We start from the raw sequence: 23,890 nt of genomic DNA on the forward strand, positions 1-23,890 counted from the left end.
CGGTGCGGACTACGCGGCCTTCGGGGCCGACGTGTCGGCGGGCAGCGCGTTCTTCGCGGTCGCAACGAGCGAGGCGAAGGTCGCGGGCTCGGTGATCGCGAGGTCCGCGAGGATGCGGCGGTCGACCTGGACGCCGGCCAGGGCGAGACCCTGGATGAAGCGGTTGTAGGTCAGGCCGTTCGCGCGGGACGCGGCGTTGATCCGCTGAATCCAGAGGCGACGGAACTCGCCCTTCCTGGCGCGGCGGTCACGGTACGAGTAGACGAGGGAGTGGGTGACCTGCTCCTTCGCCTTGCGGTAAAGGCGCGAACGCTGCCCGCGGTAGCCTGAGGCGCGCTCGAGGATGACCCGACGCTTCTTGTGGGCGTTGACGGCCCTCTTCACTCTTGCCATTGCTGTTTTTTCCTATCGATCCTGGTCGGCGAAGTAGCGGACTACGCGGCGCAGCGGACTGCGCCGGCAGTGAGCTACAGACCGAGAAGCTTCTTGGCGACCTTCGCGTCCTGCGGAGCGAGGACCTGGTCCTGGTTGAGGCGGCGGGTGCGGACGCTGGACTTCGACTCCAGGTTGTGACGCATACCGGCCTGCTGCTTCATGATCTTGCCGGAGCCGGTCACCTTGAAGCGCTTCTTGGCACCCGAGTGGGTCTTCATCTTGGGCATGTTCTCTCCTTGTGAACGTCACACCGCGCGCGGCGGGGCGAAACCGGTGCCCCGCGAGCGGGGCGTCCACCGGCCCCGAGGCCGGGGCGGCGAAGTATTAGACGGACTCGGCCTCGGCCGTGTCCTCGGGGGTGTTGGCCTCGCGACGAGCGGCGCGGACCGCGTTGGCCTCCGCCTTCGCCTCTGACTTGTTCTTCAGCGGGCCGATGACCATCACCATGTTGCGACCGTCGATGGTCGGGGTGGACTCGACCTGGCCGAACTCGGCGACGTCCTCCGCGAAACGCTGAAGGAGTCGGACGCCCATCTCGGGGCGGGACTGCTCGCGACCGCGGAAAAGGATCATCGCTTTCACCTTGTCGCCAGCCTTGAGGAAGCCCTCGGCACGCTTGCGCTTGGTCTCGTAGTCGTGCTTGTCGATCTTCAGGCGGAAACGGACCTCCTTGAGGATCGTGTTCGCCTGATTACGACGGGCTTCCTTGAGCTTCTGCGCCTGCTCGTACTTGAACTTGCCGTAGTCCATGATCTTGGCGACCGGCGGCTTCGAGTTCGGGGCGACCTCGACCAGATCCAGGTCTGCGTCCTGCGCGAGTCGCAGGGCGGCTTCGATTTTGACGACGCCGACCTGTTCTCCTGCGGGACCCACGAGGCGGACCTCGGGGACGCGGATACGGTCGTTGGTACGGGGATCGCTGATTGCGTTTCTCCTCTGATCTCGGTGAGTGCAGCTCTGCGTCCGGAGTCTTCTCCAGCGCACCCGAGAGAGGTGATCGTCCCGTCCGCGCCGTGCATCGGCACAGCGCTCGCACCCTCTGATGCGACTCCCGAGGCGGACCTCGGGAACCGCAGCCCTGCCTCCGTTGCCGGAGGCGGAGTGCTTCTAACCCGGTAACCTTATGAAGCGGTCAAGCGCGGGTGGGAGAATCTCCACTTTCGAACCGAGGACATGCCTCGGAGCCCGGTCAACCATAGCAGACCCGCGGCCCGCGCGACAGCGCCGAATCAGGCACTCCGACTCACCGAACGAAGGACCCATGGCTCAGCACGACGACGATTACGCCCGACGCTTCGGTGACGGCGAGGACGCCTCCGACTTGGAGGCCGCCCGCGACATCGCGGAGGTGCCCGCGGTCGAGATCATCACCACAGCGGCCGTGCACCTCATGAGCGCTGCCGCCGTGAAGTGCGGGCTCGCCGACGAGCCCGGCGCGCAGGTCGACCTCGACGAGGCGCGCAAGCTCATCACTGCCCTCGCCGGGCTGGTCACCGCCGGGGCTCCCGATATCAGCGACATGCACGCGCGCAGCCTGCGCGACGGACTGCGCACCCTCCAGCTCGCATTCCGCGAGGCCTCCCCGATCGCCGACCCGATCGGCAAGGGACCCGGCGAGAAGTGGACCGGCCCGGTCACCTGATCCGGAGTCAGGGGGCGGCGGTGAGCTGCAGCGTCATCGAATCCACGCGCGCGGCGACGATCTCGTCGGCCGCCCACCGCGCACCGAGCCGACCGGCCAGGGCGCCGAGCGCCTCCTGATTCAGGCCGGGACGCAGCCCGAGCACGATGACGATCTCGGGGCCGACGAGCCTCTGCGCGGCGTCTCCTTCGCGAACATCGAGCGACACCACCGCAGGCTCCCCCGCCGTGCAGGCCCGCAGAGCTGCCATGACCTCGGGATCGTGTACGGCCGGGTGCCAGGGTGCCCCCTCGGCGATCGCCCAGAGCGCCGGGCGCCGGATGGCGAATTCCCCCGCGGAGCCTGGATCCAGCACCACCACCTCGGTGCCCTCTGTCACGGCGGCCAGCGCAGCACGGCGTCCGTCCACCGGAACCGGCCGGGCGGAGGCGTCCCAGACGCGCATCGCCTCGACGCTACTGAAGACGGGAAGCACCGTGCGGCCGTCCGGTCCCGCCACTGTCACGATCGCAAGCTCCTGCGTTGTGTCGGCGCGCAGGCCCTCGACTCCCTCGCCCTCCTCGCCGAGACGAGCGACCAGGGGGATCAGCAGACGCGAGGAGCGCAGAGCGTCGATGACTCCCTCCGGCCCCCGCGAGCCGCCGGCGAACGCCTCGACGGCCGCAACCAGCGCCTCCGGGGCGCGGCCGTCGTCCTCGGGGGCCGTGCTCGGCTCAAAGTGCCGACCCGCCCACGGAGTCCCCGCGGAGTCGGTCAGGTGAGCGGGTAGCGGACGGTGCTCATTCGGCTGCGACATCCAGGGCCTCCGCGAGCGTGAAAGCGCCGGCATACAGCGCCTTGCCCACGATGGCGCCCTCGAGCCCCTGCGGGACGAGGTCACGCAGGGCGGCGATGTCGTCGAGGTTCGAGATGCCGCCGGAGGCGATCACCGGACGGCGGGTGCGCGCCATGACCTGCTGCAAGAGCTCAAGGTTCGGGCCCTTGAGGGTGCCGTCCTTGGTCACGTCCGTGACGACGTAGCGGGTGCAGCCGGCCTCCTCCAGGCGGTCGAGGACCTGCCAGAGATCGCCGCCCTCCCTGGTCCACCCACGCGCCGCGAGCGTCGTCCCGCGGACGTCGAGGCCGACCGCGATCTGGTCACCGTACTGGGCGATCACGCTCGCTGCCCACTCGGGGTTCTCGAGCGCGGCCGTGCCGAGATTAATGCGCTTGGCGCCCGCGCTCAGCGCGGACTCAAGACTGCGGTCATCGCGGATACCGCCAGAGAGCTCGACGTTGACGCCCTTCACCTGGCGGATGACCTTCTTCATGATGCCGTGGTTGTCACCCCGGCCAAAGGCCGCATCGAGGTCGACGAGGTGGATCCACGCGGCACCCTGGTCGGCCCAGTCCCCGGCGGCATCGATCGGATCGCCGTAGTTGGTCTCGCTCCCGGCCTCACCCTGCGTAAGGCGTACGGCCTTGCCGCCCGCCACATCGATCGCGGGCAGGAGGACCAGACCCGGGGCCTTGGTGAACTCGCTCATCGTCATCCTCAGTCTCGGAACCCGTGCCGGCCGCGACAGGCGCCGACCACCGGCCGATCCTAGTTCGTGCGGAGGGTGCCCAGCCAATTTGAGAGCAGTCGCAGGCCCGCCGCTCCGGATTTTTCGGGGTGGAACTGCGTCGCCGAGAGCGGACCGTTCTCGACCGCCGCGATGAACGGACCGCCGTGGTCGGCCCACGTAACCGCGGGCCGCGGGAAAGGCGGCATCACGTCGAGTGACCACTCCCTCGCCCCGTAGGAGTGGACGAAATAGAAACGCTCGTCGGTGACCCCGTCGAACAGGACGGACCCCTCGGGTGCCGAGACCGTGTTCCAGCCCATGTGCGGGACGACAGCGGCGGGGAGCAGGTCGACCGTGCCAGGCCACTCCCCCAGGCCCTCACTCTCGACGCCGCGCTCGACGCCACGCTCGAACAGGACCTGCATGCCGACGCAGATTCCAAGCACGGGGCGGCCTCCGGCAAGCCGCTTCTCGATGATGTCGCCACCGCGCGCCCGAGTGAGGGCCGCCATCACGGCATCGAACGCTCCGACGCCGGGGACCAGGAGGCCATCGGCCTCGAGGGCGCGACGACGGTCCCCGGTCAGCTCGACGTCGGCTCCGGCCAGCTCGAGCGCCTTGACGGCGGAGTGAACGTTGCCCGAGCCGTAGTCGTAAACAACCACGGAGGGGCGGACCGAGCTCACAGTGCGCCCTTTGTCGACGGGATCCCCGCGACCAGCGGATCGAACGCCTTCGCGTGCCGGAACGCGCGCGCGAACGCCTTGAACTCGGCCTCGGCGATGTGGTGCGGGTCGCGCCCGCCCAGTACTGTCACGTGCACGGTGAGCCCCGCGTTGAAGGCGATCGCCTCAAAGACGTGGCGAACCATCGATCCGGTGAAGTGCCCGCCGATCAGGTGCAGCGCGAAGCCCTCCGGCTCGCCCGCGTGCACGAGGTAGGGGCGACCAGAGATATCGACCACGGCCTGCACGAGTGCCTCGTCGAGTGGGACGAGCGCGTCGCCAAAGCGGGAGATGCCGGCCTTGTCGCCGAGTGCCTCGCGGATCGCGGTGCCGAGCACGATGCCGATGTCCTCCGCCGTGTGGTGGATGTCGATCTCGATATCGCCGCGAGCACGGACGCGGAGATCAGTGAGGGAGTGCTTCGCGAACGCCGTCAGCAGATGGTCAAAGAACGGCACCCCTGTCTCGAGGTCGGCGACGCCGGTGCCGTCGAGGTCAAGGGAGAGCTCGATGCTCGACTCGCTGGTTGCACGGCTGAGGGAGGCGGTGCGCCCGGGTGCGGCGCTCGGAGAGGTCATGCTCGCCAGTCTATTCGCGGGGGAACGCCGCTTCCCGGCCGGCGGTCACTCCCGCGAGAGGGCGACGGCGGGGTCGTCGGAGGGGGTGGGTAGGGAGGCCAGCGCGTCGAGGAATGCGGTGGTCTCCTCCTCAGTTCCGGCGCTGACGCGGAGGTGTCCGAGAATCCCGACGTCGCGGATGAGCACGCCGCGCGCGAGCAGACCCTCGAACACCGCGGCCGGGTCAGCGATGCCGCCGAAGAGCACAAAATTGCTGCCCGTCGCGTACGGGTGGTAGCCGAGCGCGCGGAGTCCGTCGATCATCCGGTCGCGCTGCACAATGATCTCGCCGACCATCGCGAGCATTTCGTCGGCGTGCGCGAGGGCGGCGGTGGCCGCTGCCTGGGTGAGAGCAGACAGGTGGTAAGGGAGGCGGACGAGACGTAGGGCGTCGATGACGGCCGGGTCGGCGGCGAGATAGCCGAGGCGGACACCTGCGAATGCGAAGGCCTTGCTCATCGTGCGCGAGACCAGGAGACGGGGCCGTCCGGGCAGCAGACTCAGCGCGCTCGGTGCGTCTCGGCCGGCGAATTCCGCGTAGGCCTCATCGACGACCACGATCCCCTCGGTCGCGTCGTAGACCGACTCGATCACGGCGAGGTCAAGCGGCGTACCGGTGGGATTGTTGGGAGCGCAGAGGAAGACGATGTCGGGCTGTGCGCGGCGGACCTGCTCGGCGGCGTACTCGGCTCCGACCTCGAACCCGGCCTGTCGGTCGACCGGGACCCACGCGGTTCCGCTTCCCGAGGCGAGGATCGAGTACATCGAGTAGGTCGGTGCGAAGCCGAGGAGTGAGCGGCCGGGGCCACCGAAGGCCTGGATGACGTGCTGCAGGACCTCGTTCGATCCGTTCGCGGCCCAGACGCCCTCCGCGGTGAGCCCGTGACCGAGGTAGCCCGCGAGAGCCTCCCGCAACTCGCGGAACTCGCGGTCCGGGTAGCGGTTGACCGTGTGCAGGGCCGCGGAGACGCGCGCGATGATGTCGGCGATCACGTCGTCGGGAACCGGATGGGTGTTCTCGTTGACGTTGAGGGCCACGGGCACGACGGCCTGCGGAGCACCGTACGGGTGCTTGCCTCGGAGATCGTCGCGGAGGGGGAGGTCGTCGAGAGTCGTCACCAGGGAATGGTAGCTGGGCGCCTGACGCCGGCCGGAGCGCGGCCGGCGCTCAGTGCGCCGACGCGTACTTGGCCGGGACGGCCAGACGCTGGCCAGGCTCGAGGCCGACGCTCGGCAACTGGTTGAGGGCGAGGATGTCGTCGACCACGTCACGGGGGTCGGCCTCCGGCGCGAGCTCCTCGGCGAGCGACCAGAGCGACTCCCCCGCGTGCACCGTGACGTACTGGAACTCGATCGACGCGGGGCCGCTCGACGCGACCGCTCCACCACCGTTGAGTCCAAAGACAAAGGCTCCAGCCACGATCGGCAGCGCACCAAGAGCGGCGACGACGACGCGACCGCGGCGGGTGAGCCGCAGGTGCGTACGGACGACCCGCGACTCGGCCTCCTGCTGGGGGCGTGCGTCGTGCGACGCATCGGCGGGCGGTACCGAGCGGGAGGTGAGCTGTGCGGTCATGGGATCGCTCCTTTCGACAGGAATTCGGGGGGCCTCGGCCGGGAGGGCAAACCCGAATGCCTGTACCGAACATATCTTCGACTGCCGCACCGGTCAAGCGACCGGCCCGGTGTATCCGCGGCCGAACACCAGCGCGACACACTCGAACGAATGTTCCGCACCAAGACCCCCGGCGGATACAGTTTCGAGAGCCTGGTTGCAGTAGAGCGGCGACCACCGACATTCCACGTCGAGTCGTGACCGGGTGGGCGCGTGCGCGGCGTGCGCGCCGGGAAAGAGGGAGCATCGTGGGCGACGCGAACACAGCCGGATCATCGGCCAAGACGAAGGCGGCAGCGGGCCGGCGCCGAAAGAACTTGAGCGCGAAGCAGCTCGCGATCCTCGACGCAATCCAACGCTCGGTCTCGAGCCGAGGCTACCCGCCGAGCATGCGCGAGATCGGCGACGCGGTCGGGCTCGCCTCACTCTCGAGCGTCACCCACCAGCTCAACCAGCTCGAGCTCAGCGGATACCTGCGCCGCGATCCGAACCGGCCCCGTGCGCTCGAGATCCTGATCGACGTGCCGAGTTCCACCGAGGACGACGGCTCCTTCGAGTCGACAGCGACGGTCGGCGACGCGGCGATGGTGCCGCTCGTGGGGCGCATCGCCGCGGGCGTCCCGATCATGGCGGATCAGCAGATCGACGAGGTCTTCCCGCTCCCCCGCCAGCTCGTCGGCAAGGGCGAGCTCTTCATGCTCAAGGTGGTGGGCGAGTCGATGATCGATGCGGCGATCTGCGATGGCGACTGGGTCGTCGTCCGCTCACAGCGCACCGCAGAGAACGGCGAGATCGTCGCGGCGATGCTGGACGGCGAGGCAACCGTCAAGGTGCTCCGCCAGCGCGACGGTCACACGTGGCTCCTCCCCCGCAACTCCAACTTCGAGCCGATCCTCGGCGACGAGGCCGAGGTGCTCGGCAAGATCGTCGCAGTGCTGCGCTCGATCTGAGTCCCGCCACATGAAAGGGGCCCGTCGGCTGCACGCCAACCGGGCCCCGTCGCCGCTCCTCGGGCTCAGACCACCGCGAGCGAAGCGCGGGCGGCCGTCGCCGCCGCGACCATCGCACGGAGCGATGCGACCGTCTCGTCATAGCCGCGCGTCTTGAGGCCGCAGTCTGGATTGATCCAGAGTTGCCGCACCGGAATCGAGCCCAGCGCTATCCGGACAAGCTCCGCGAGCTCGTCGCCACTGGGCACCCGCGGCGAGTGGATGTCGTAGACGCCCGGACCGATGCCGCGCGCGAAGCCCGAACGCTCGATGTCGCCGATGACGTCCATCCGCGAGCGCGCAGCCTCGATGCTCGTCACATCAGCGTTGAGCCGATCGATTGCGTCGATGACGACCCCGAACTCCGAGTAGCAGAGGTGGGTGTGAATCTGCGTCGTGGTCGCCGCTCCGCCCGTCGCCAATCGGAACGCGCCGACAGACCATTCCAGGTAGTCCGGCTGAACCGCCACCTCAAGAGGCAGGAGTTCGCGCAGCGCCGGCTCGTCCACCTGCACGATGCGGATGCCTGCCCGCTCAAGGTCGGCGATCTCGTCGCGCAGGGCGAGCGCGACCTGATCGGCCGTCTCAGCGAGGGGCTGGTCGTCTCGGACGAACGACCACGCGAGGATCGTCACCGGCCCAGTGAGCATCCCCTTCACCGGTCTGTCGGTGAGCGACTGGGTGAAGCTCGACCACTCCACGGTGATCGGCGCCGGACGCGCCACGTCACCCCACAGTAGGGAGGGCCGCGTACAGCGGCTCCCGTAGGACTGCACCCAGCCGTTCCGCGTCACCGCGAAGCCGTCGAGGTGCTCGGCAAAGTACTGCACCATGTCGTTGCGCTCGGGCTCGCCGTGCACAAGCACGTCGAGGCCGATCTCTTCCTGGAGTCGCACAACGCGCTCGATCTCCTCGCGCATCCGCTCGGTGTACTGCTCGGCGGTGAGGTCACCGCGGCCGACCGCGGCGCGGGCCGTGCGGATCTCGCGGGTCTGCGGGAACGAGCCGATCGTCGTCGTGGGCAGCAGCGGAAGACCGAGCGCCTCCTCCTGAGCCGCACGGCGCTCGTCAGCAGGAGCGCGATCCCGATCCGCGGGGCGGAGTACCGCTGAGCGCTCCCGCACCGAGCCGTCCCACACGCCGGGCGCCGCGCGACGGTCCTCCAGCGCGGCGGTTGCGGCGTCGAGCTCCTGCTCGATTGCTCCGCGGCCCTCCCGGAGACCGCGGGCGAGCACGGCAATCTGCTCGACCTTCTGGTCGGCAAAGGCGAGCCAGGAGGCCAGCCGCGGGTCGAGGTCCGGCTCGTCCGTCACATCGTGCGGCACATGGAAGAGAGAAGTGGAGCTTGCCACGGCAACGCCCGCCGCGAGCGGGCGCAGCGCCTCCGCCCGCTCCAGTGCGGCCGCGAGGTCGCCGCGCCAGACGTTGTGGCCGTCGACCACGCCCGCCACAAGCACGGTGCGTTCGAGTCCCGGCACCGCCACCGGCGACGCGCCCTTCACGAGGTCGACCCCGACGGCCTCGACACCCGCGGCGACCAGCACCGGCAGCGCGTCACCCAGCGTGCCGTAGGGTGCAGCGACGAACAGTGCGGGCCGCTCCTGGGCCTGGGCGAGGAGCCCGTAGGCCGCGTCGACGGCCGCGAGAACCTGGTCCCGCGAGACACCCAACGACTCCGACACCAGCGCCGGCTCGTCGAGCTGCACCCACTCGGCGCCGGCTTCCCGCAGCCGGGCCAGCAACTCGACGTAGACCGGCACCAGGTCGGCAAGGCGCGAGAGCGGCTCAAACCCGTCGGGCGCCGAGTCGTCAGGCTTCGCGAGCAGGAGGTAGGTGACCGGCCCCACGAGGACGGGGCGCGTCGTAAAGCCCGCCTCGCGCGCCTCCTGAACCTCGCGCACCCGCCGTGTGTCGGCCAACGAAAAGACCGTCTGCGGGCCGATCTCGGGCACGAGGTAGTGGTAGTTGGAGTCAAACCACTTCGTCATCTCGAGCGGCGCGCGCTCACCGTCTCCCCGCGCCAGCGTGAAGGAGCCTGCCAGGTCGACCGTGCCATCCACCACGAGGTCCGCGAACCGCTCGGGGATCGCACCGACCGCGAGCGTGGTGTCGAGCACCTGGTCGTAGAAGGAGTGCGCCTCCGGGATCGACGAGTCGTCGCGACCGAGACCGAGGGCGTGCAGACGCTCCCGTGTCGCGGTGCGCAGCGCGGCAGCGGAGGACTCAAGCTCATCGGCAGTCGTGACGCCGGACCAGAAGGACTCGACGGCCTTCTTCAACTCGCGGCGACGCCCGATGCGCGGGTAGCCGAGGATGGTGCCGGTGGGGAAGGCGGGGGTCGTACTCATGCGGTTGGCTCCTAGAGGGACGGGGTGGACGGGCGGGCGGCGGTCAGGAGGGGCGGCGTCCAGTCGGGCAGCAGCCCGCTCTCGGCCAGCACCGCCAGCACCGCCTCGTGGCGGTTGAAGGCGTAGAGATGCACGGCGGGCGCACCACCGGCGACGAGAGTGCGAATGAGGCGCGCGGCATGCTCCACCCCGATTCGTGCGCGCGCCGCGTCGTCTGGCTCGACGTCCAGGGCAATCGCGAGTTCGGCAGGCAGATCCTCACCGCTGAGCTCGAGCATCCGGCGCAGGCGTCCGGGGCTCGTCACGGGCATCACACCAGGGATGATCGGCATCCGCAGTCCGGCAGCCCGCGCGCGGTCCACGAAACGCAAGTAGTCGTCCGCGTGGAAGAAGAGTTGAGTCAGAGCGAACGACGCTCCCGCCGCCTCCTTTGCCAGCAGCACATCAATGTCCTGAGTGCGCGAGCGCGAGCGCGGATGCCCGTTGGGAAATGCGGCGACGGCGACCTCTGCGCGCGGGCGGGCACCCACCTCTACCCGCTGCGCGTTCGGCAACCCGGGCACCGCGACCGCTCCGTAGGGCTCGCGCTCGGCCTGGACCCGGTGGATCAGCTGCACCAGTTCGGCGGCGCTACCCAGCTCGCCGAGGAACGTATCGCCCTCCGGCGTCCCGGCGGGCGGATCTCCGCGCAGGGCGAGGAATCGAGTGACTCCCGCCGCGAGGAACTCACGCACAAGGCTGCTCGCCTCTGCGTGCGTGGAGCCGACACAGGTGAGGTGCGCGAGCGCGGGTGTCGCGGTGTGCTCGCGGAGGTGCTTGAGAATATCGAGCGACGCGCTCCGTGACGATCCGCCCGCCCCGTAGGTCACCGAGACGAAGGCGGGCCGGACCGCAGCCAGCCGGTCCACGGTCCGGGTCAGCGCGAGCGCCCCGGCAGGAGTGCGGGGCGGATAGATCTCGAACGAGAAGGGGACGTGCGAACAGGCGGGGTCCGCAGATGATCGCTGCTCCGACACGGCTGTGCCCTCCGTTCCTCGTGCCGAACCCCGGGAGGAGTCGGCTGGGTTCGGGCGGGTGCCGGGCTCGGCTGTCGCTCCACGCGCCGATCGGCGCCTCGCGGACCACAGTAGGAAGCCCTGGTCGTTGAGTCGAGCGGGATGACGTCGTGTGAAGCGATATGACGCCGCGTGTCGTGGCCGGATGCACCGGGCGCCCGCCTCCTCGAGTAAAGAGACGGGCGCTGCGTCGGCGAAGTCAGGCCTCGACGGCCGGCTGCCCAGCGGCGAACTCGGTGAGCGAGCCCGCGAGGTCGGCGTGCACCAGAGCGGTCACGTGCGTGCCGCCCTCGACGTACTGCGTCGACAGGATCCGCCCGCTGCGGTGCAGGTGGGAGATCACGTCCCCGCGGTCGTACGGCACGAGCAGCTCGATCTCGATGTCGGGCTCGGGCAGGATTGCGGCGATCCGCGCTTCGAGCTCGTCGATACCCTCGCCGCTGCGCGCCGACACGAAGACGGCATTCGGAGCGAGGCCGCGGAGCACGAGGCGCGTGCCCTCGTCAACCAGGTCGGCCTTATTGAAGGCGATGATCTCCGGGATGCCGCGCGCCCCGACCTCGCCGATCACGTCGTGCACCGTCGCGATCTGCCCGGCGGGGTCCGGGTGCGAAGCGTCAACGACGTGCACGATGACGTCGGAATCGGCCACCTCCTCGAGCGTCGAGCGGAACGCCTCAACCAGCTGGTGCGGCAGCGCCCGCACGAAGCCGACCGTGTCGGCGAGCGTGTAGAGGCGGCCATCACTCGTCTGGGCCTTGCGAACGGTGGAGTCGAGCGTTGCGAACAGCGCGTTCTCGACCAGCACTCCCGCCTGCGTCATGCGGTTGAGCAGGCTCGACTTGCCGGCGTTGGTGTAGCCGGCAATCGCGACGGACGGGACCGCGTTGCGCTTACGGTTCGCGCGCTTCGCCTCCCGGGCGGGCTTCATAGCGGTGATCTGCTTGCGCAGCCGCGCCATGCGCGTGTGGATGCGGCGACGATCGAGCTCGATTTTCGTCTCACCCGGACCGCGCGAACCCATGCCAGCACCCGCCCCCACCTGGCCGCCGGCCTGGCGGGACATCGACTCACCCCAGCCGCGGAGCCTGGGCAGCAGGTACTCGAGCTGCGCGAGCTCGACCTGAGCCTTGCCCTCGCGGCTCGTGGCGTGCTGGCTGAAAATGTCGAGGATCACCGCCGTGCGGTCGATCACCTTCACCTTCACCACGTCCTCTAGTGCGCGGCGTTGGCTCGGCGCAAGTTCGGTGTCGGCCACAACCGTGTCGGCGCCCAGAGCGGCGACGAGGCCGGCGAGTTCCTGAGCCTTGCCCTTGCCCAGGTAGGTGCTGGGGTCGGGATGTGGCCGCCTCTGGAGCAGACCGTCGAGGACGGTCGCTCCGGCGGTCTCCGCAAGCGCGGCGAGCTCGTGCAGCGAGTTCTCGGCGTCCTCGAGGGAGTTCTGCGAGTACACGCCGATAAGCACGACGTTCTCGAGTCGCAGCTGGCGGTACTCGACCTCCGTGACATCCTCGAGCTCGGTCGACAGGCCGGCGACGCGACGCAGCGCCTGCCGGTCGTCGCGGTCGAATTGCTCGCCGTCGCTGCCGCTGTTCTCGCCCTCGTGGCCGGCGCTCTGCAGCGCCTGGGCTCCACCCGCGACGAATCGCGAGTACCCTGCCGAGCGCGACTGCGCGTTCGCCAGGACCCTCGAGACAACGTCCACGGCCTCGGTCGTGTCGGTCTCGTTCAGGTCTTCCGTCATCCGGATAACACTAACTCCTCAGGTGTTGATAGGTTCACTTCTCATGGCCGCGGAGCACTACTTCTCGAGTACGCCCGACGGCGACCTCCGGCCCCGCAGGATTCCCATCCACCTTGCCGGACGCGACCTCGAAGTCACGACCGCCGGAGGGGTGTTCAGCCCCGGTCACGTCGACCTTGGCACGCGTGTCCTGCTCGACGCGGTTCCGAGCGCCCCCGCTGACGGGGACGTGCTCGACCTTGGCTGCGGCTGGGGTCCGATTACCCTCGCGCTCGCCCTCGCCTCCCCCGACGCCCGGGTGTGGGCGGTCGACGTCAACCAGCGCGCGCTCGAGTTGGTCCGTCGCAATTGCGAGGAACTCGGCATCCTTAATGTCAACGCCGTCCTGCCCGAAGATGTTCCCTCGGCGATCCGCTTCCGCGCCATCTGGTCCAACCCGCCAATCCGCATCGGCAAGGAGGAGCTGCACCTGCTCCTGCAGCGCTGGCTTCCGCGCCTGGAGGAGGGCGCCGACGCCTGGCTCGTCGTGCAGCGCAACCTCGGCTCGGACTCCCTACAGACGTGGTTGAGCGCGGCGTTCGCCGGCCGCCTCGACGTAGAGCGCGTTTCCTCCGCGAAGGGCTTCCGGGTCCTCCGTACGACCCGGATCGGCTGAGACCGCCGCTTAATCGATGCGGATGGTGCCGGTGAAGACGAGATCCGCCGGACCGGAAAGGCCGACGTGCTCGCCCTCCTCCGTGGCGAACATGGTGACGCCCAGGGTCCCTCCCGGCACCTCGACGCGCCAGGACTGCGGAGCGCGAGGTCCGGCCCAGTAGCGCACGGCCAGCGCCGCCGCCGCCGCGCCCGTGCCGCAGCTCAGCGTCTCACCGCTGCCGCGCTCGTGCACGCGCATCCGGATGCGCCCGATGCCGTCGTGCACCAGAGGCTCACCGGGCACGACGAACTCGATGTTGGCGCCGTCTTCCGGCTCGGGGTCGAGCTGAGGGATGTAGGTGAGGTCGGCCGACGCCAGTTCCTCGTCGTTGCTGAGGGCCACGACGACGTGGGGGTTACCGAGATCGATGCCAAGGCCGGGACGCGGAACAGTGAGTTCCTTGGCTCGGACAAGCGGTTCACCGCCTGCGAGTTCCCACCGCCCGAGATCGACCTGGAACCCTGAGCCGCTGCGCGTGACGTCACGGACGCCAGCGCGAGTGCCAATCGGCAGGGTGTCGCCCGGCTCGAGGGTGGCGAGGCCACCGGCGAGGAGGAAAGCGGCGTAGACGCGGATGCCGTTGCCGCACATCTCGGCGATCGACCCGTCGGCGTTGTGGTAGTCCATGAACCACTCGGCCTCGCTCTCCTGCGCGAGGGCGGCGGCACCCTCCGGCACTGAACGGGACCGCACGGCACGGATCACGCCGTCTGCGCCCACGCCGAAGTGGCGGTCGCAGATCGTCGCGATCTGCGCGGGCGAGAGGTCCATCTCACCGTCCGGGTCGCTGTAGAGCACGAAGTCGTTGCCCGTGCCCTGGCCCTTGGTGAAGTGCAGCTCGATCGTCATGCCGCACAGCCTAGCGATGCAGCGCAGCGGCGGCCTGAGCGGCGACCCGCGCTCGCGCCGCCAGGTCAGGTGCGTCGGAGGGCAGGCGGTGCGCGGCGGCGTACCGGCGAAACCAGCTGTTCTGCCTGCGGGCGTACCGCCGCGTGAGCGCCTGCGTTGCCGCAATCGCTTCGTCCTCCCGGAGGGTTCCCGCCCGCTGAGCCAGCGCCTGCGCGTAACCGATCGCCCGGCCCGCCGTCACCCCGCGTTCGATGCCCAGCGAGACCAGACGCTCGACCTCGTCGAGCATGCCGGTGGCCCACATCCGCACGACCCTGGCGTCGAGCCGCTGCACAAGCTCGTCGCGCGGCGCGTCAAGGAGGAGGATCGCGGCCGTCCGCCACGGCACGGGCTCGTCCGACATCAGCGCGCTGTGGGTGCTCCCGCCCGTGAGTTCGGCGATCTCGAGGGCCCGGATGATCCGCCGCGCGTTATGCGGTCCGATCCGCTCAGCGATTCCGCGGTCGATCGCGCGCAGGCGCTCGACGAGGACCCCCAGGCCCTCGCGCTCCGCCGTCTCCTCGAGTCGGCGCCGGACCTCCGGGTCCGTGCCCGCGAAGGTGAACTCGAAGACGACGCTCGACACGTACAGACCCGAGCCGCCGACGAGGATCGGGGTCGCGCCACGTGCCAGGACATCCTCGATCGCGCCCCGTGCCTGAACCTGATAGCGCGCCACGGACGCCTCCTCGGTCACGTCGAGCACATCGAGCACGTGGTGCGGAATCCCTCGGCGCTCCTCGACCGGCAGCTTCGCCGTTCCGATGTCCATGCCGCGGTACAACTGCATGGCGTCGGCGTTCACGATTTCGGCGGTCCCGCCCTCCGCGCCGATCGACTCGGCCAGATCGAGCGCCAGCGCCGACTTGCCTGTGCCGGTCGCTCCCACCACGGCGATCAACTCGGGAGCGTGCGCAGGCGGCTCAGCGCTCGCCATCTGCGGCGTCATAGACGGGCACCGTCAGGCTGTCGCTGCTGGTATTGATGCGCGCGCGCAGCGAGGGGAGGCCGAGCGAGACGCGGGGCGCACCGGAGGCGCCGGGCGCGGCCGGCACGCCGCAGGACTCGGTCTGCGCGCGGTCCCAGGCCTCGCCCGCACGGGTGCGGCGGATCCGCAGCGGAGCGCCGTCGGGAGAGTCGGCCAGGAGGTAGAACGGCGCGGCGCGCGTGATCTCGACCGAAACGATGTCGCCGGGTCGGGGCTCTTCTGAGCCGGTCGGCACGTCGAAGTGCACCAGTCGGCTGTCCTCCGCTCGTCCGCTCAGCCGGTGGGTCTCGGCGTCTCGGCGCCCCTCGCCGGTCGCGACCAGCACCTCGACCTCGCGGCCGACGATCATCCGGTTCTCCTGCTCGCTGATCGCATCTTGCAGCGCTGCGAGGCGCTCGTAGCGCTCCTGCACGACCGCCTTCGGGATCTGATCGGGGAGGGTCGCCGCGGGAGTGCCCGGTCGGATTGAGTACTGGAAGGTGAAGGCAGAGGCGAAGCGCGCCTCCTCGACGACGCGAAGGGTCTGCTCGAAGTCCTCCTCCGTCTCGCCGGGGAACCCGACGATGATGTCGGTGCTGATCGCCGCGTGGGGGATGCGGGTGCGTACCCGGTCGAGGATGCCGAGGAAGCGGTCGGATCGATACGAGCGGCGCATCGCGCGGAGAATGCGGTCGGAGCCGGACTGCAGCGGCATGTGCAACTGCGGCATCACGGTTGGCGTCTCGGCCATCGCGTCGATCACGTCGTCCGTGAAGGCAGCCGGGTGGGGACTGGTGAAGCGGATGCGCTCGAGACCGTCAATCGTTCCCGCGGCGCGCAGCAGCTTTGAAAACGCCTGACGGTCGCCGAACTCGACGCCGTAGGAATTGACGTTCTGGCCGAGCAACGTGATCTCGATCGCACCGTCATCGACCAGGGCCTGGATCTCGGCCAGGACGTCTCCGGGTCGGCGGTCTTTCTCCTTACCGCGGAGTGAGGGAACGATGCAAAACGTGCAGGTGTTGTTGCAGCCGACCGAGATCGAGACCCAGCCGCTGTAGGTGGAGTCGCGTTTGGTCGGGAGCGTCGAGGGGAAGACGTCGAGCGACTCCAGAATCTCGAGCTGCGCCTCGTCGTTGTGGCGTGCTCGCTCGAGAAGGCTGGGCAGCGCACCCATGTTGTGGGTGCCGAAGACGACGTCGACCCACGGCGCGCGGTCGAGGACGACGCTCTTGTCCTTTTGGGCGAGGCAGCCACCGACCGCGATCTGCATTCCCTCGTGTCGGCGCTTGACTGAGGCGAGGTGTCCGAGAGTGCCGTAGAGCTTGTTGTCGGCGTTTTCGCGCACAGCGCAGGTATTGATGACGACAACGTCAGCCTCGGCTCCGTCCGCCCGTACGTAACCCGCGGCCTCTAGCGATCCGCTCAGGCGTTCGGAGTCATGCACGTTCATCTGGCACCCGAACGTACGAACCTCGTAGGTCCTCGGCCTGGTCTCGGTGACGAACGACGGGGCGGTACCTAGCATGCTCATGGTGTGCGATTCTACGCGCCGGGTTGGACGCCTCCTGCCCGTCTGTTCAACGGAAACGAATGCTCGGTCCGGATCTACGGACGGTCTCGCGGACGACGCGCTGGACGAGTCCCCCGGAGTAGCCGCGGCGGGCGAGGAATCCGGTCAGGCGCCGTTCGGCGACCTCATCCGAGAGTGAGCGCAGGCTCGGCAGACGCTTGCGTGCCAGCTCAAGTGCAGTGCGGTACTCGTCGTCGCCGTCGAGTTCGTCGAGAGCCGTCGCGATCGCGTCCGGGTCGAGTTTGCGGGCCCGCAACTCCTGCTGAATGGAGGACCGGCCGAGCTTCTTGCGCTCTCGAAGCGACGCGACCAGCTGCTCCGCCATCCGGAGGTCGTCGAGGTAACCGAAGCGAGAGAACCGCTCGATAATCTCGAGGGCGTCCTTCTCGGCGACGCCTTCGGTGTAAAGCTGCGCTTCGACCTCGGCCACCGACAGACTCTTGCGTGAGAGCCCGCGAACGATGCGATCCGCGATGCGCTCCGGATCGATTTCTTCTGGAGCCTCGACCGCCTCGTCCTCAGGGGAGTCATGCGGGTCACCCGGCTCGGAAGTCCCCAACTGCCCGGTGATGTGCGCCGACAACTCGGCGATCCGCTCCGACGCGGCGACATCGAGGGCAGCAGGGCCGGGCGCGACGTACCCCACAGTCGCGGGCTCGGGGACGGCGACCGCCCAACCCTCGTCGTCCGTCCCAGTGGGACGGGCGCTCCCCGCCTCGCTCACCTTGTCCTTATCGACCCAGGGCAGGAAGGCCACGGGACGACTCCCGGCTCCCCCCGCGGCCTTCTCCGCCACGGGCTAGGCGCCCTTGCGAACGGGCTGCTTGGTCTCGATCGCGACCGGTGCGACCTCCGCGACCGCGTTCGGGTCGGCGATAACGCCCAGCTTCACCAGGATCCGCTTCTCGATTTCGGCGGCGATGTCTGAATTGTCGATGAGGAACTGACGTGCCTTCTCCTTGCCCTGGCCGAGCTGGTCACCGTCGTAGGTGTACCAGGCGCCCGACTTGCGGACGATCTCGTGCTCGACGCCGAAGTCGATCAGGCTGCCCTCGCGGGAAATGCCGATGCCATACAGGATGTCGAACTCGGCCTGCTTGAAGGGCGGCGCCATCTTGTTCTTGACGACCTTGACTCGGGTTCGGTTACCGACCGCGTCGGTGCCGTCCTTGAGCGTCTCGATACGGCGGATGTCGAGGCGGACGGAGGCGTAGAACTTGAGTGCCTTGCCACCCGCGGTGGTCTCGGGGCTACCAAAGAAGACGCCGATCTTCTCGCGCAGCTGGTTGATGAAGATCATGGTGGTGTTGGTGGTGTTGAGACCGCCGGTGAGCTTACGGAGCGCCTGCGACATGAGCCGGGCCTGGAGGCCGACGTGGGAGTCGCCCATCTCGCCCTCGATCTCCGCACGCGGTACCAGGGCCGCGACCGAGTCGATGACGACGAGGTCGATCGAGCCGGAACGCACAAGCATATCGGCGATTTCGAGCGCCTGCTCCCCCGTGTCAGGCTGCGAGACGAGGAGGGAGTCGATGTCGACACCGAGCTTCTTGGCGTACTCGGGGTCGAGCGCATGCTCTGCGTCGATGAAGGCGGCGATGCCCCCGTTGCGCTGGGCGTTGGCGATAGCGTGGAGCGTGAGGGTCGTCTTACCCGAGGACTCGGGCCCGTAGATCTCGACGATGCGGCCACGAGGGAGACCGCCAATGCCGAGGGCGACGTCGAGCGCGATCGACCCGGTCTGGATCACCTCGACGGGGGCGCGTTCGTCGCTGCCGAGACGCATGACGGCGCCCTTGCCAAACTGGCGGTCGATTTGGGCGAGTGCGGTCTCGAGGGACTTCTCGCGGTCGGAGGAACTGGGCATGGCCGTCTCGCTCTCGTGTTCGTGGTGGTGTCGCCTACAGGCTGTCGCGACATGCCGGCGGCTGTCGGAGTGACAGTGCCGACCGGCTGCAACAAGGCGGTGAAGCAGATCCGTTCAGGTGTCTCTGACGGTACGCCCGACCACCGACACCGGGGCCGAGCGACAGCGACTCCGTGGAGACGGAGCCGATTCTGCTTCTGTGGAGGAGCCTAAACCCGATCGAACACTGATTCGAGCAGGCGCCTTCCGGCGTGTCGAACATCGCTTCGGGTCCACACGTGTTCGGCAGCCTCAGCGAGAGCGCTTCTTCGGCTCTCTGCCGTACCACCGAGCCTCGGGAACGTCGTTCGCGCGGCAGAGGGCGAGCCACACCTCACGGGGCTCCGCTCCGTCGCTCAGCGCCTGCTCCGCCGTACGGCCACCGAGTTCGGTGAGCACAAGGTCCGACACCAGGACACGGGCGTAGGGACCCCCGAACTCGTCGTCAACCAGCTGCCGGAATTCGCTCAACCGCATCCATCCACGCTAGCCGCTCCCCGGCAGACCTCCCGGCCAACGCCGAAGGGCGCCCGGCCGAAGCCTGGGCGCCCTTGGGGTGGAACGAGGTGCGGTGAGTGGAGGGGGAAGCCGATTACTGCGTCACGAGGTCGGCATCGAAGCCGGCGACCATGTCGGCCGGGATGGTATCGGGGATGGTGTCAATGCCCTCGATAACGGCGAGACGATCGCCGACCTCGCGCATGATCACCGAGATGGGAGTGCCGAGGGCGTCAGCGACAGACGCGAGGATCTCCGAGGAGGCCTCCTTCTGACCGCGTTCGACCTCGCTCAGGTAGCCGAGCGCGACGCTCGCCTTACTCGCCACCTGACGGAGTGTACGACCTTTTTGCAGGCGAAAGTCCCTGAGGACATCGCCGATCTCCTGACGAACTAGAACCACTGGACCCTCCTTCTCCACGTCAACCGCATGTCGCGCACCTTCCCCGGGGCACGGGCGCCGGACTTCTCCGAGGCTGGTGGTCGAGGGGCTGGGACGAGAGAACCGGATAGCTGTTCACTACCCGGTTCGTATTGTGTCGACTCTAATACCGGATGACTGGACTTTGCGTGTGAGCGACATCAGATGTAACCGGGTCGCAATGCGCGGCATTCCGATCGCCGCGTGCGCATGGCTGGGTATTCGCCTCATGCCGTTCGAACGAGCAGTTCGCGCCCCAGAGCCAGAGCCGCATCGACCGAGGCAGATCGGATCGCGGCTCGATCGCCGTTGAAGCGGTGCTCACTAACGAGCTCCTGTTTTCCGAGGACAGCGGCGACGAAGACCGTCCCGACGGCGGCGGAACCCTGCGGATCGGGTCCGGCGACTCCTGTCGTCGAAAGCCCGAGGGTGAGCTGGCCGTCGGCGCGCAGGCGAGCGGCCGCGCCCCGCGCCATTTGCAGAGCGACCTCCGGGTGCACCGGACCCTCTGTGGCCAGCAGGCCGGCATCGACGCCGAGTAGGCGGTGCTTCAGTTCCGTCGCGTAGCTCACCACTCCCCCGCGATACACCGCCGAGGCACCGGGCACCTCCACGAGGGCCGAACTAAGTGCGCCACCGGTCAATGATTCCGCGACCGCGAGGCCGAGGCCGCGACGACGGAGCTCCCCGATCAGCTCAGCGGCCGTCATGAGCGCTTGCGTGCGGCCCGGCTCTGGCGGGACGCATCGGCGAGGTAGTCGATACCGGTGACGACGGTGAGCACGAGGGCGGCGGTCATTGCAATGCCGTTCAGCCAGTGCACCCACTCACCGAGGACGGCCCACAGGGGAAGCAGGGCGAGCGAGAGGGCGACCGACTGCACGATCGTCTTGAGCTTGCCGCCGCGGGAGGCGGGGATCACCCGGTCCGAGAGCACGGCCATCCGGAACACTGTGATGCCGATCTCGCGCACGAGAATCACGATGGTGACCCACCACGGCAGCTCAGCGAGGATCGACAAGCCCACCAGGGCCGCGCCCGTCAGCACCTTGTCGGCGATCGGGTCGAGCAGCTTGCCGAGGTCGGTGACCAGACCGCGGCTGCGCGCAATGTGTCCGTCGATACCGTCTGTCGCGATGGCCACGATGAACAGCAGCGCCGCGGCGATGCGCAGTCCGCCATCCGCACCGTCGTCGGCAAGAAGCAGCCAGAAGAAGAGCGGTGCGAGCAGGATCCGCACCACCGTGATCGCGTTGGGCAGGTTCCAGTTGCCCGATCGCGCCGAGCTCGGCGCCGTGGGAGTGCTCATCGTTCTTCGCCGTTCGTCGTCGTAGAAGGAATGGCCGCGGCGGTCACTCGCGGCCGGTCAGCGCCCAGGCGTCCTCGCTGGAGCCCTCATCGTCATCGTGGTAGTCGATTGCACCCGGGCCGGTCGGCTCGGCCAGCGGGTCGGAGTAGGGATCGGGCGCGACGGCCGACGGCGCCGCGGCGAGCTCTGCCGGCTCCTCCCCACGCATCTGTGCGAGCACACCCGGTAGCTGCTCGGCCGTAACCAATACGTCACGTGCCTTCGACCCCTCCGAGGGACCGACGACCTCGCGAGACTCGAGCAGGTCCATCAGGCGACCGGCTTTGGCAAAGCCCACCCGGAGCTTGCGCTGGAGCATTGAGGTCGAGCCGAACTGGGTGCTGACCACGAGCTCGGCTGCGGCCATGAGCAGTTCGAGGTCGTCCCCGATATCGGAGTCGATCTCCTTCCGCTGCGCCTGGACCGTGATGTCCTGGCGGTACTCGGGCTGCGCCTGCCGGGTGACGTGCTCGACGACCTTCGCGATCTCGTCCTCGCGGACCCAGGCGCCCTGCACGCGCATCGGCTTGTTGGTGCCCATCGGGAGGAACAGCCCGTCGCCCTGGCCGATCAGCTTGTCGGCGCCGGGCTGGTCGAGGATGACCCGGGAGTCGGTGACGCTCGTCACGGCGAAGGCGAGGCGGCTGGGGACGTTCGCCTTGATCAGACCGGTCACGACGTCGACGCTCGGGCGCTGCGTCGCGAGCACGAGGTGGATTCCGGAGGCCCGCGCCAGCTGAGTGATGCGGACGATCGAGTCTTCGACGTCCCGCGGGGCGACCATCATCAGATCGGCGAGCTCATCAACGACCACAAGCAGGTACGGGTAGGGCTTGAGCACGCGGTTGCTGCCCGCCGAAAGCTTGATCTCGTCGCCGCGGACTGCAGCGTTGAAGTCATCGATGTGGCGGAAACCGAACGACGCGAGGTCGTCGTAGCGCATGTCCATCTCCTTCACGACCCACTGCAGCGCCTCGGCGGCCTTCTTGGGATTCGTGATGATCGGAGTGATCAGGTGCGGTACTCCGCCGTAGATGGTGAGCTCGACGCGCTTGGGGTCGATGAGAACCATCCGCACGTCCTGCGGACGCGCACGCATCAACAGGCTCGTGATCATCGAGTTGATGAAGCTCGACTTGCCGGAGCCGGTGGAGCCCGCGACGAGAAGGTGCGGCATCTTGGCGAGGTTGGCCACGACGTAGCCACCCTCGACGTCCTTGCCGACACCGATGGTCATCGGGTGCGTCGACGTCGTCGAGGCCGGTGAGCGCAGGACGTCGCCGAGCGAGACGATCTCGCGGTCGGTGTTCGGGATCTCCACGCCGATGGCGCTCTTGCCGGGAATCGGCGAGAGGATGCGCACCTCGTTGCTTGCGACCGCGTAGGACAGGTTCTTGCTCAGCGCGGTGACGCGCTCGACCTTGACGCCCGGACCGAGTTCGATCTCGTAGCGCGTGACGGTCGGGCCACGGGAGAAGCCGGTGACGGTCGCGTCGACGTTGAACTGCTGAAGGACCTCGGTGATCGCCCGGACCATGTCATCGTTGGCGGCCGAGCGCGCCTTCGACGGAGTGCCGGTCGAGAGGGCAGTGGCTGACGGGAGGCGGTAGGGCGCATCGTCCCGAAAGGACGAGTCGAATCCTTCGGTCGAGTCCTCGTCGGCAAGGGGCGCGATCGGGCCGGTCTCGCCAGCCGGCGGGACCGGCACGGCGGGTGCGACGTCGAGGCGATCGAGGCGGATGACCTCGGTGGCGTCGTCATCGACCACGCCGGTCGCTCCGCGGGGCGTGCCGCTCTGCTCGAACCGGGCGAGAGCCGCTTCGGCGGTCTCAGCAGAAGCGAGCACCTCCGTCGCGTAAGAGCGGGTAGGCGGATCGGCCGGCTCCTGGAGGGCAGTGTCGAAGCCGGTCGCGCGGCCCGCCGCCGGAGCCGTCCCCTCGATGACCTCTGTGAACGAGCCGAGCGGCAGCTCGGTCTGGACCGTCGGCTCGTCCTCACGGCCGGACTCGGTGCGCCGCCACCAGGGCAGCTCGCCTCCGTCCTGCTGCGTGTCCTCCTCGTGCTCCGCCTCTGCCTTGGCGGCGGCCTTAGCGGCGGCCCGCTCGGACTTCAGCCGGGCGCGCTCCTCGTCGTCGAGCACGGGAGCGCCGAAGAGGTAGCCGTACAGCTCGCGCGAACGCGCTCCCACGCGATTCGGTGGAGTCTTGGTGATGATGAAGAGGGAGAGCAGGATCACGAGGGACAGCAGCACGGTCGCACCGGGAACCGTCGCGAGTGCCGCGAGCGGAGCGCCGACGAGCCAGCCCAGAACACCTCCGGCCGCCGCCATCGTTTCGATGCCCTGGCCGGGCTGCGGCAGGCCGAGGTGCGCGTGGCAGAGACCCGCCGAGGCGACGAGGAGAGTCGTCACGCCGACGCCGATCCGGCCGTTGTCATCGACTGAGCGCGGATGGCGGAACAGCCAGAGGGAGAAGAGGAGGAGAACGACCGGCAGGACGTAGGCGACGCGGCCGAACAGGCCCCCAAAGCTCCAGGCGTCGAGCACGCGCGCGACCGGGTCGGTCACGAGGAACCACTCGACCACGGCACCAGCCAGCGCAAGCAAGAGCAGCAGGAAGGGAACGCCGTCGCGGCGCTCCTCCTTCGCGAGGCGCTCAGGACCGAGGGCGCGCGCGGCTCCCCCGGCGAGATGGGCGAGCGCCATCCAGATGCGGACGATGATGCCGGTGCGTGGAGCGGAGTCGAAGGCCACCGTCTTCGTCTCGGCGGCCGCCTTGGCCGAGCCCCGGCCGGATCGCGGCGCGCCGGAGCGCGGAGCCGCGGTACCGCGCCCGCGGGAAGTCGTCTTGGTGCTGGTCGCCATGAGGCCACCGTA

The 23,890-nt window shown here is 68.8% G+C and carries 25 protein-coding genes; 3 read left to right on the top strand and 22 right to left on the bottom strand.

The window, feature by feature from the left end:
- Positions 1-9 precede the first annotated feature (9 nt).
- The 3 genes from rplT to infC all read right to left on the bottom strand — a co-directional run bounded on the left by rplT (position 10) and on the right by infC (position 1,359).
- Complete coding sequence (rplT, locus tag HRF29_RS12820) at positions 10-393, bottom strand: 50S ribosomal protein L20 (protein WP_173249236.1); 384 nt, start codon at positions 391-393, stop codon at positions 10-12.
- A gap of 74 nt (positions 394-467) precedes the next feature.
- On the bottom strand, positions 468-662 hold the full coding sequence (rpmI, locus tag HRF29_RS12825) for a 50S ribosomal protein L35 (protein ID WP_077222452.1): 195 nt from the start codon (positions 660-662) through the stop codon (positions 468-470).
- Between the two features lie 97 nt (positions 663-759).
- On the bottom strand, positions 760-1,359 hold the full coding sequence (infC, locus tag HRF29_RS12830; RefSeq protein ID WP_173249346.1) for a translation initiation factor IF-3: 600 nt from the start codon (positions 1,357-1,359) through the stop codon (positions 760-762).
- Positions 1,360-1,696: 337 nt separating this feature from the next.
- Here infC and HRF29_RS12835 point away from each other — a divergent pair, with 337 nt between their 5' ends.
- Positions 1,697-2,077 (top strand): DUF1844 domain-containing protein, encoded by a 381-nt coding sequence (locus tag HRF29_RS12835; RefSeq protein ID WP_173249237.1) that lies wholly within the window; start codon positions 1,697-1,699, stop codon positions 2,075-2,077.
- Between the two features lie 7 nt (positions 2,078-2,084).
- Here the strand turns inward: HRF29_RS12835 and HRF29_RS12840 are convergent, their stop codons facing one another.
- From HRF29_RS12840 to HRF29_RS12865, 6 genes are read right to left on the bottom strand one after another with little or no spacing between them, the layout of a single operon-like run.
- On the bottom strand, positions 2,085-2,873 hold the full coding sequence (locus tag HRF29_RS12840; protein ID WP_173249238.1) for an SseB family protein: 789 nt from the start codon (positions 2,871-2,873) through the stop codon (positions 2,085-2,087).
- Positions 2,857-3,603: a bifunctional 1-(5-phosphoribosyl)-5-((5-phosphoribosylamino)methylideneamino)imidazole-4-carboxamide isomerase/phosphoribosylanthranilate isomerase PriA gene (gene priA, locus HRF29_RS12845; RefSeq protein ID WP_173249239.1), complete on the bottom strand. Its 747-nt coding sequence runs from the start codon at positions 3,601-3,603 to the stop codon at positions 2,857-2,859. The genes HRF29_RS12840 and priA overlap by 17 nt, the downstream gene beginning before the upstream one ends.
- 59 nt (positions 3,604-3,662) lie before the next feature.
- The gene (hisH, locus tag HRF29_RS12850) at positions 3,663-4,310 is read right to left on the bottom strand and encodes an imidazole glycerol phosphate synthase subunit HisH (protein WP_173249240.1); all 648 of its coding nucleotides are present in this window, start codon (positions 4,308-4,310) and stop codon (positions 3,663-3,665) included.
- Positions 4,307-4,927, bottom strand: a complete 621-nt coding sequence (gene hisB / locus HRF29_RS12855) for an imidazoleglycerol-phosphate dehydratase HisB (RefSeq protein ID WP_173249241.1) — start codon at positions 4,925-4,927, stop codon at positions 4,307-4,309. The genes hisH and hisB overlap by 4 nt, the downstream gene beginning before the upstream one ends.
- A 45-nt stretch (positions 4,928-4,972) precedes the next feature.
- Complete coding sequence (locus HRF29_RS12860; RefSeq protein ID WP_187698452.1) at positions 4,973-6,088, bottom strand: histidinol-phosphate transaminase; 1,116 nt, start codon at positions 6,086-6,088, stop codon at positions 4,973-4,975.
- Between the two features lie 46 nt (positions 6,089-6,134).
- Positions 6,135-6,542: a LysM peptidoglycan-binding domain-containing protein gene (locus HRF29_RS12865; RefSeq protein WP_173249243.1), complete on the bottom strand. Its 408-nt coding sequence runs from the start codon at positions 6,540-6,542 to the stop codon at positions 6,135-6,137.
- Positions 6,543-6,829: 287 nt separating this feature from the next.
- Here HRF29_RS12865 and lexA point away from each other — a divergent pair, with 287 nt between their 5' ends.
- Entirely contained in the window at positions 6,830-7,531 is a 702-nt protein-coding gene (gene lexA / locus HRF29_RS12870; RefSeq protein WP_173249244.1) for a transcriptional repressor LexA, read from the top strand.
- Positions 7,532-7,596: 65 nt separating this feature from the next.
- On the opposite strand, the gene metE is transcribed toward lexA, so the two are convergent.
- The 3 genes from metE to hflX form a co-directional block, all read right to left on the bottom strand.
- Positions 7,597-9,918, bottom strand: a complete 2,322-nt coding sequence (gene metE / locus HRF29_RS12875) for a 5-methyltetrahydropteroyltriglutamate--homocysteine S-methyltransferase (protein ID WP_173249245.1) — start codon at positions 9,916-9,918, stop codon at positions 7,597-7,599.
- Positions 9,919-9,929: 11 nt separating this feature from the next.
- Positions 9,930-10,934, bottom strand: coding sequence for a methylenetetrahydrofolate reductase (locus tag HRF29_RS12880; protein ID WP_173249246.1), 1,005 nt, complete (start codon positions 10,932-10,934; stop codon positions 9,930-9,932).
- A 238-nt stretch (positions 10,935-11,172) separates the two neighbouring features.
- Positions 11,173-12,717 (bottom strand): GTPase HflX, encoded by a 1,545-nt coding sequence (hflX, locus tag HRF29_RS12885; protein WP_173249247.1) that lies wholly within the window; start codon positions 12,715-12,717, stop codon positions 11,173-11,175.
- A 43-nt stretch (positions 12,718-12,760) separates the two neighbouring features.
- Between hflX and HRF29_RS12890 the strand changes: the two genes are divergently transcribed.
- The gene (locus HRF29_RS12890; RefSeq protein ID WP_173249248.1) at positions 12,761-13,372 is read left to right on the top strand and encodes a class I SAM-dependent methyltransferase; all 612 of its coding nucleotides are present in this window, start codon (positions 12,761-12,763) and stop codon (positions 13,370-13,372) included.
- Positions 13,373-13,381: 9 nt separating this feature from the next.
- Here HRF29_RS12890 and dapF read toward each other — a convergent pair whose 3' ends face one another.
- From dapF to HRF29_RS12940, 10 genes are all read right to left on the bottom strand, one after another.
- Entirely contained in the window at positions 13,382-14,263 is an 882-nt protein-coding gene (gene dapF / locus HRF29_RS12895) for a diaminopimelate epimerase (protein WP_173249249.1), read from the bottom strand.
- Positions 14,264-14,273: 10 nt separating this feature from the next.
- Positions 14,274-15,251 (bottom strand): tRNA (adenosine(37)-N6)-dimethylallyltransferase MiaA, encoded by a 978-nt coding sequence (gene miaA, locus HRF29_RS12900; RefSeq protein ID WP_246227036.1) that lies wholly within the window; start codon positions 15,249-15,251, stop codon positions 14,274-14,276.
- Entirely contained in the window at positions 15,226-16,803 is a 1,578-nt protein-coding gene (gene miaB / locus HRF29_RS12905; protein ID WP_173249250.1) for a tRNA (N6-isopentenyl adenosine(37)-C2)-methylthiotransferase MiaB, read from the bottom strand. The genes miaA and miaB overlap by 26 nt, the downstream gene beginning before the upstream one ends.
- A 46-nt stretch (positions 16,804-16,849) precedes the next feature.
- On the bottom strand, positions 16,850-17,599 hold the full coding sequence (locus tag HRF29_RS12910; RefSeq protein ID WP_173249251.1) for a RecX family transcriptional regulator: 750 nt from the start codon (positions 17,597-17,599) through the stop codon (positions 16,850-16,852).
- 42 nt (positions 17,600-17,641) lie between these two features.
- A complete protein-coding gene (recA, locus tag HRF29_RS12915) occupies positions 17,642-18,709 on the bottom strand; it encodes a recombinase RecA (protein WP_173249252.1) in 1,068 nt (355 codons plus the stop codon).
- A gap of 291 nt (positions 18,710-19,000) precedes the next feature.
- Positions 19,001-19,225: a DUF3046 domain-containing protein gene (locus HRF29_RS12920; protein WP_173249253.1), complete on the bottom strand. Its 225-nt coding sequence runs from the start codon at positions 19,223-19,225 to the stop codon at positions 19,001-19,003.
- 115 nt (positions 19,226-19,340) lie between these two features.
- Entirely contained in the window at positions 19,341-19,649 is a 309-nt protein-coding gene (locus HRF29_RS12925) for a helix-turn-helix domain-containing protein (RefSeq protein ID WP_104263953.1), read from the bottom strand.
- A 245-nt stretch (positions 19,650-19,894) separates the two neighbouring features.
- A complete protein-coding gene (locus HRF29_RS12930) occupies positions 19,895-20,377 on the bottom strand; it encodes a CinA family protein (protein ID WP_173249254.1) in 483 nt (160 codons plus the stop codon).
- A complete protein-coding gene (gene pgsA, locus HRF29_RS12935; RefSeq protein WP_173249255.1) occupies positions 20,374-20,976 on the bottom strand; it encodes a CDP-diacylglycerol--glycerol-3-phosphate 3-phosphatidyltransferase in 603 nt (200 codons plus the stop codon). The genes HRF29_RS12930 and pgsA overlap by 4 nt, the downstream gene beginning before the upstream one ends.
- A 43-nt stretch (positions 20,977-21,019) precedes the next feature.
- Complete coding sequence (locus tag HRF29_RS12940) at positions 21,020-23,878, bottom strand: FtsK/SpoIIIE family DNA translocase (protein ID WP_173249256.1); 2,859 nt, start codon at positions 23,876-23,878, stop codon at positions 21,020-21,022.
- Positions 23,879-23,890: the final 12 nt, after the last annotated feature.

Source organism: Rathayibacter agropyri (assembly GCF_013249015.1).
Classification (GTDB): domain Bacteria; phylum Actinomycetota; class Actinomycetes; order Actinomycetales; family Microbacteriaceae; genus Rathayibacter; species Rathayibacter agropyri.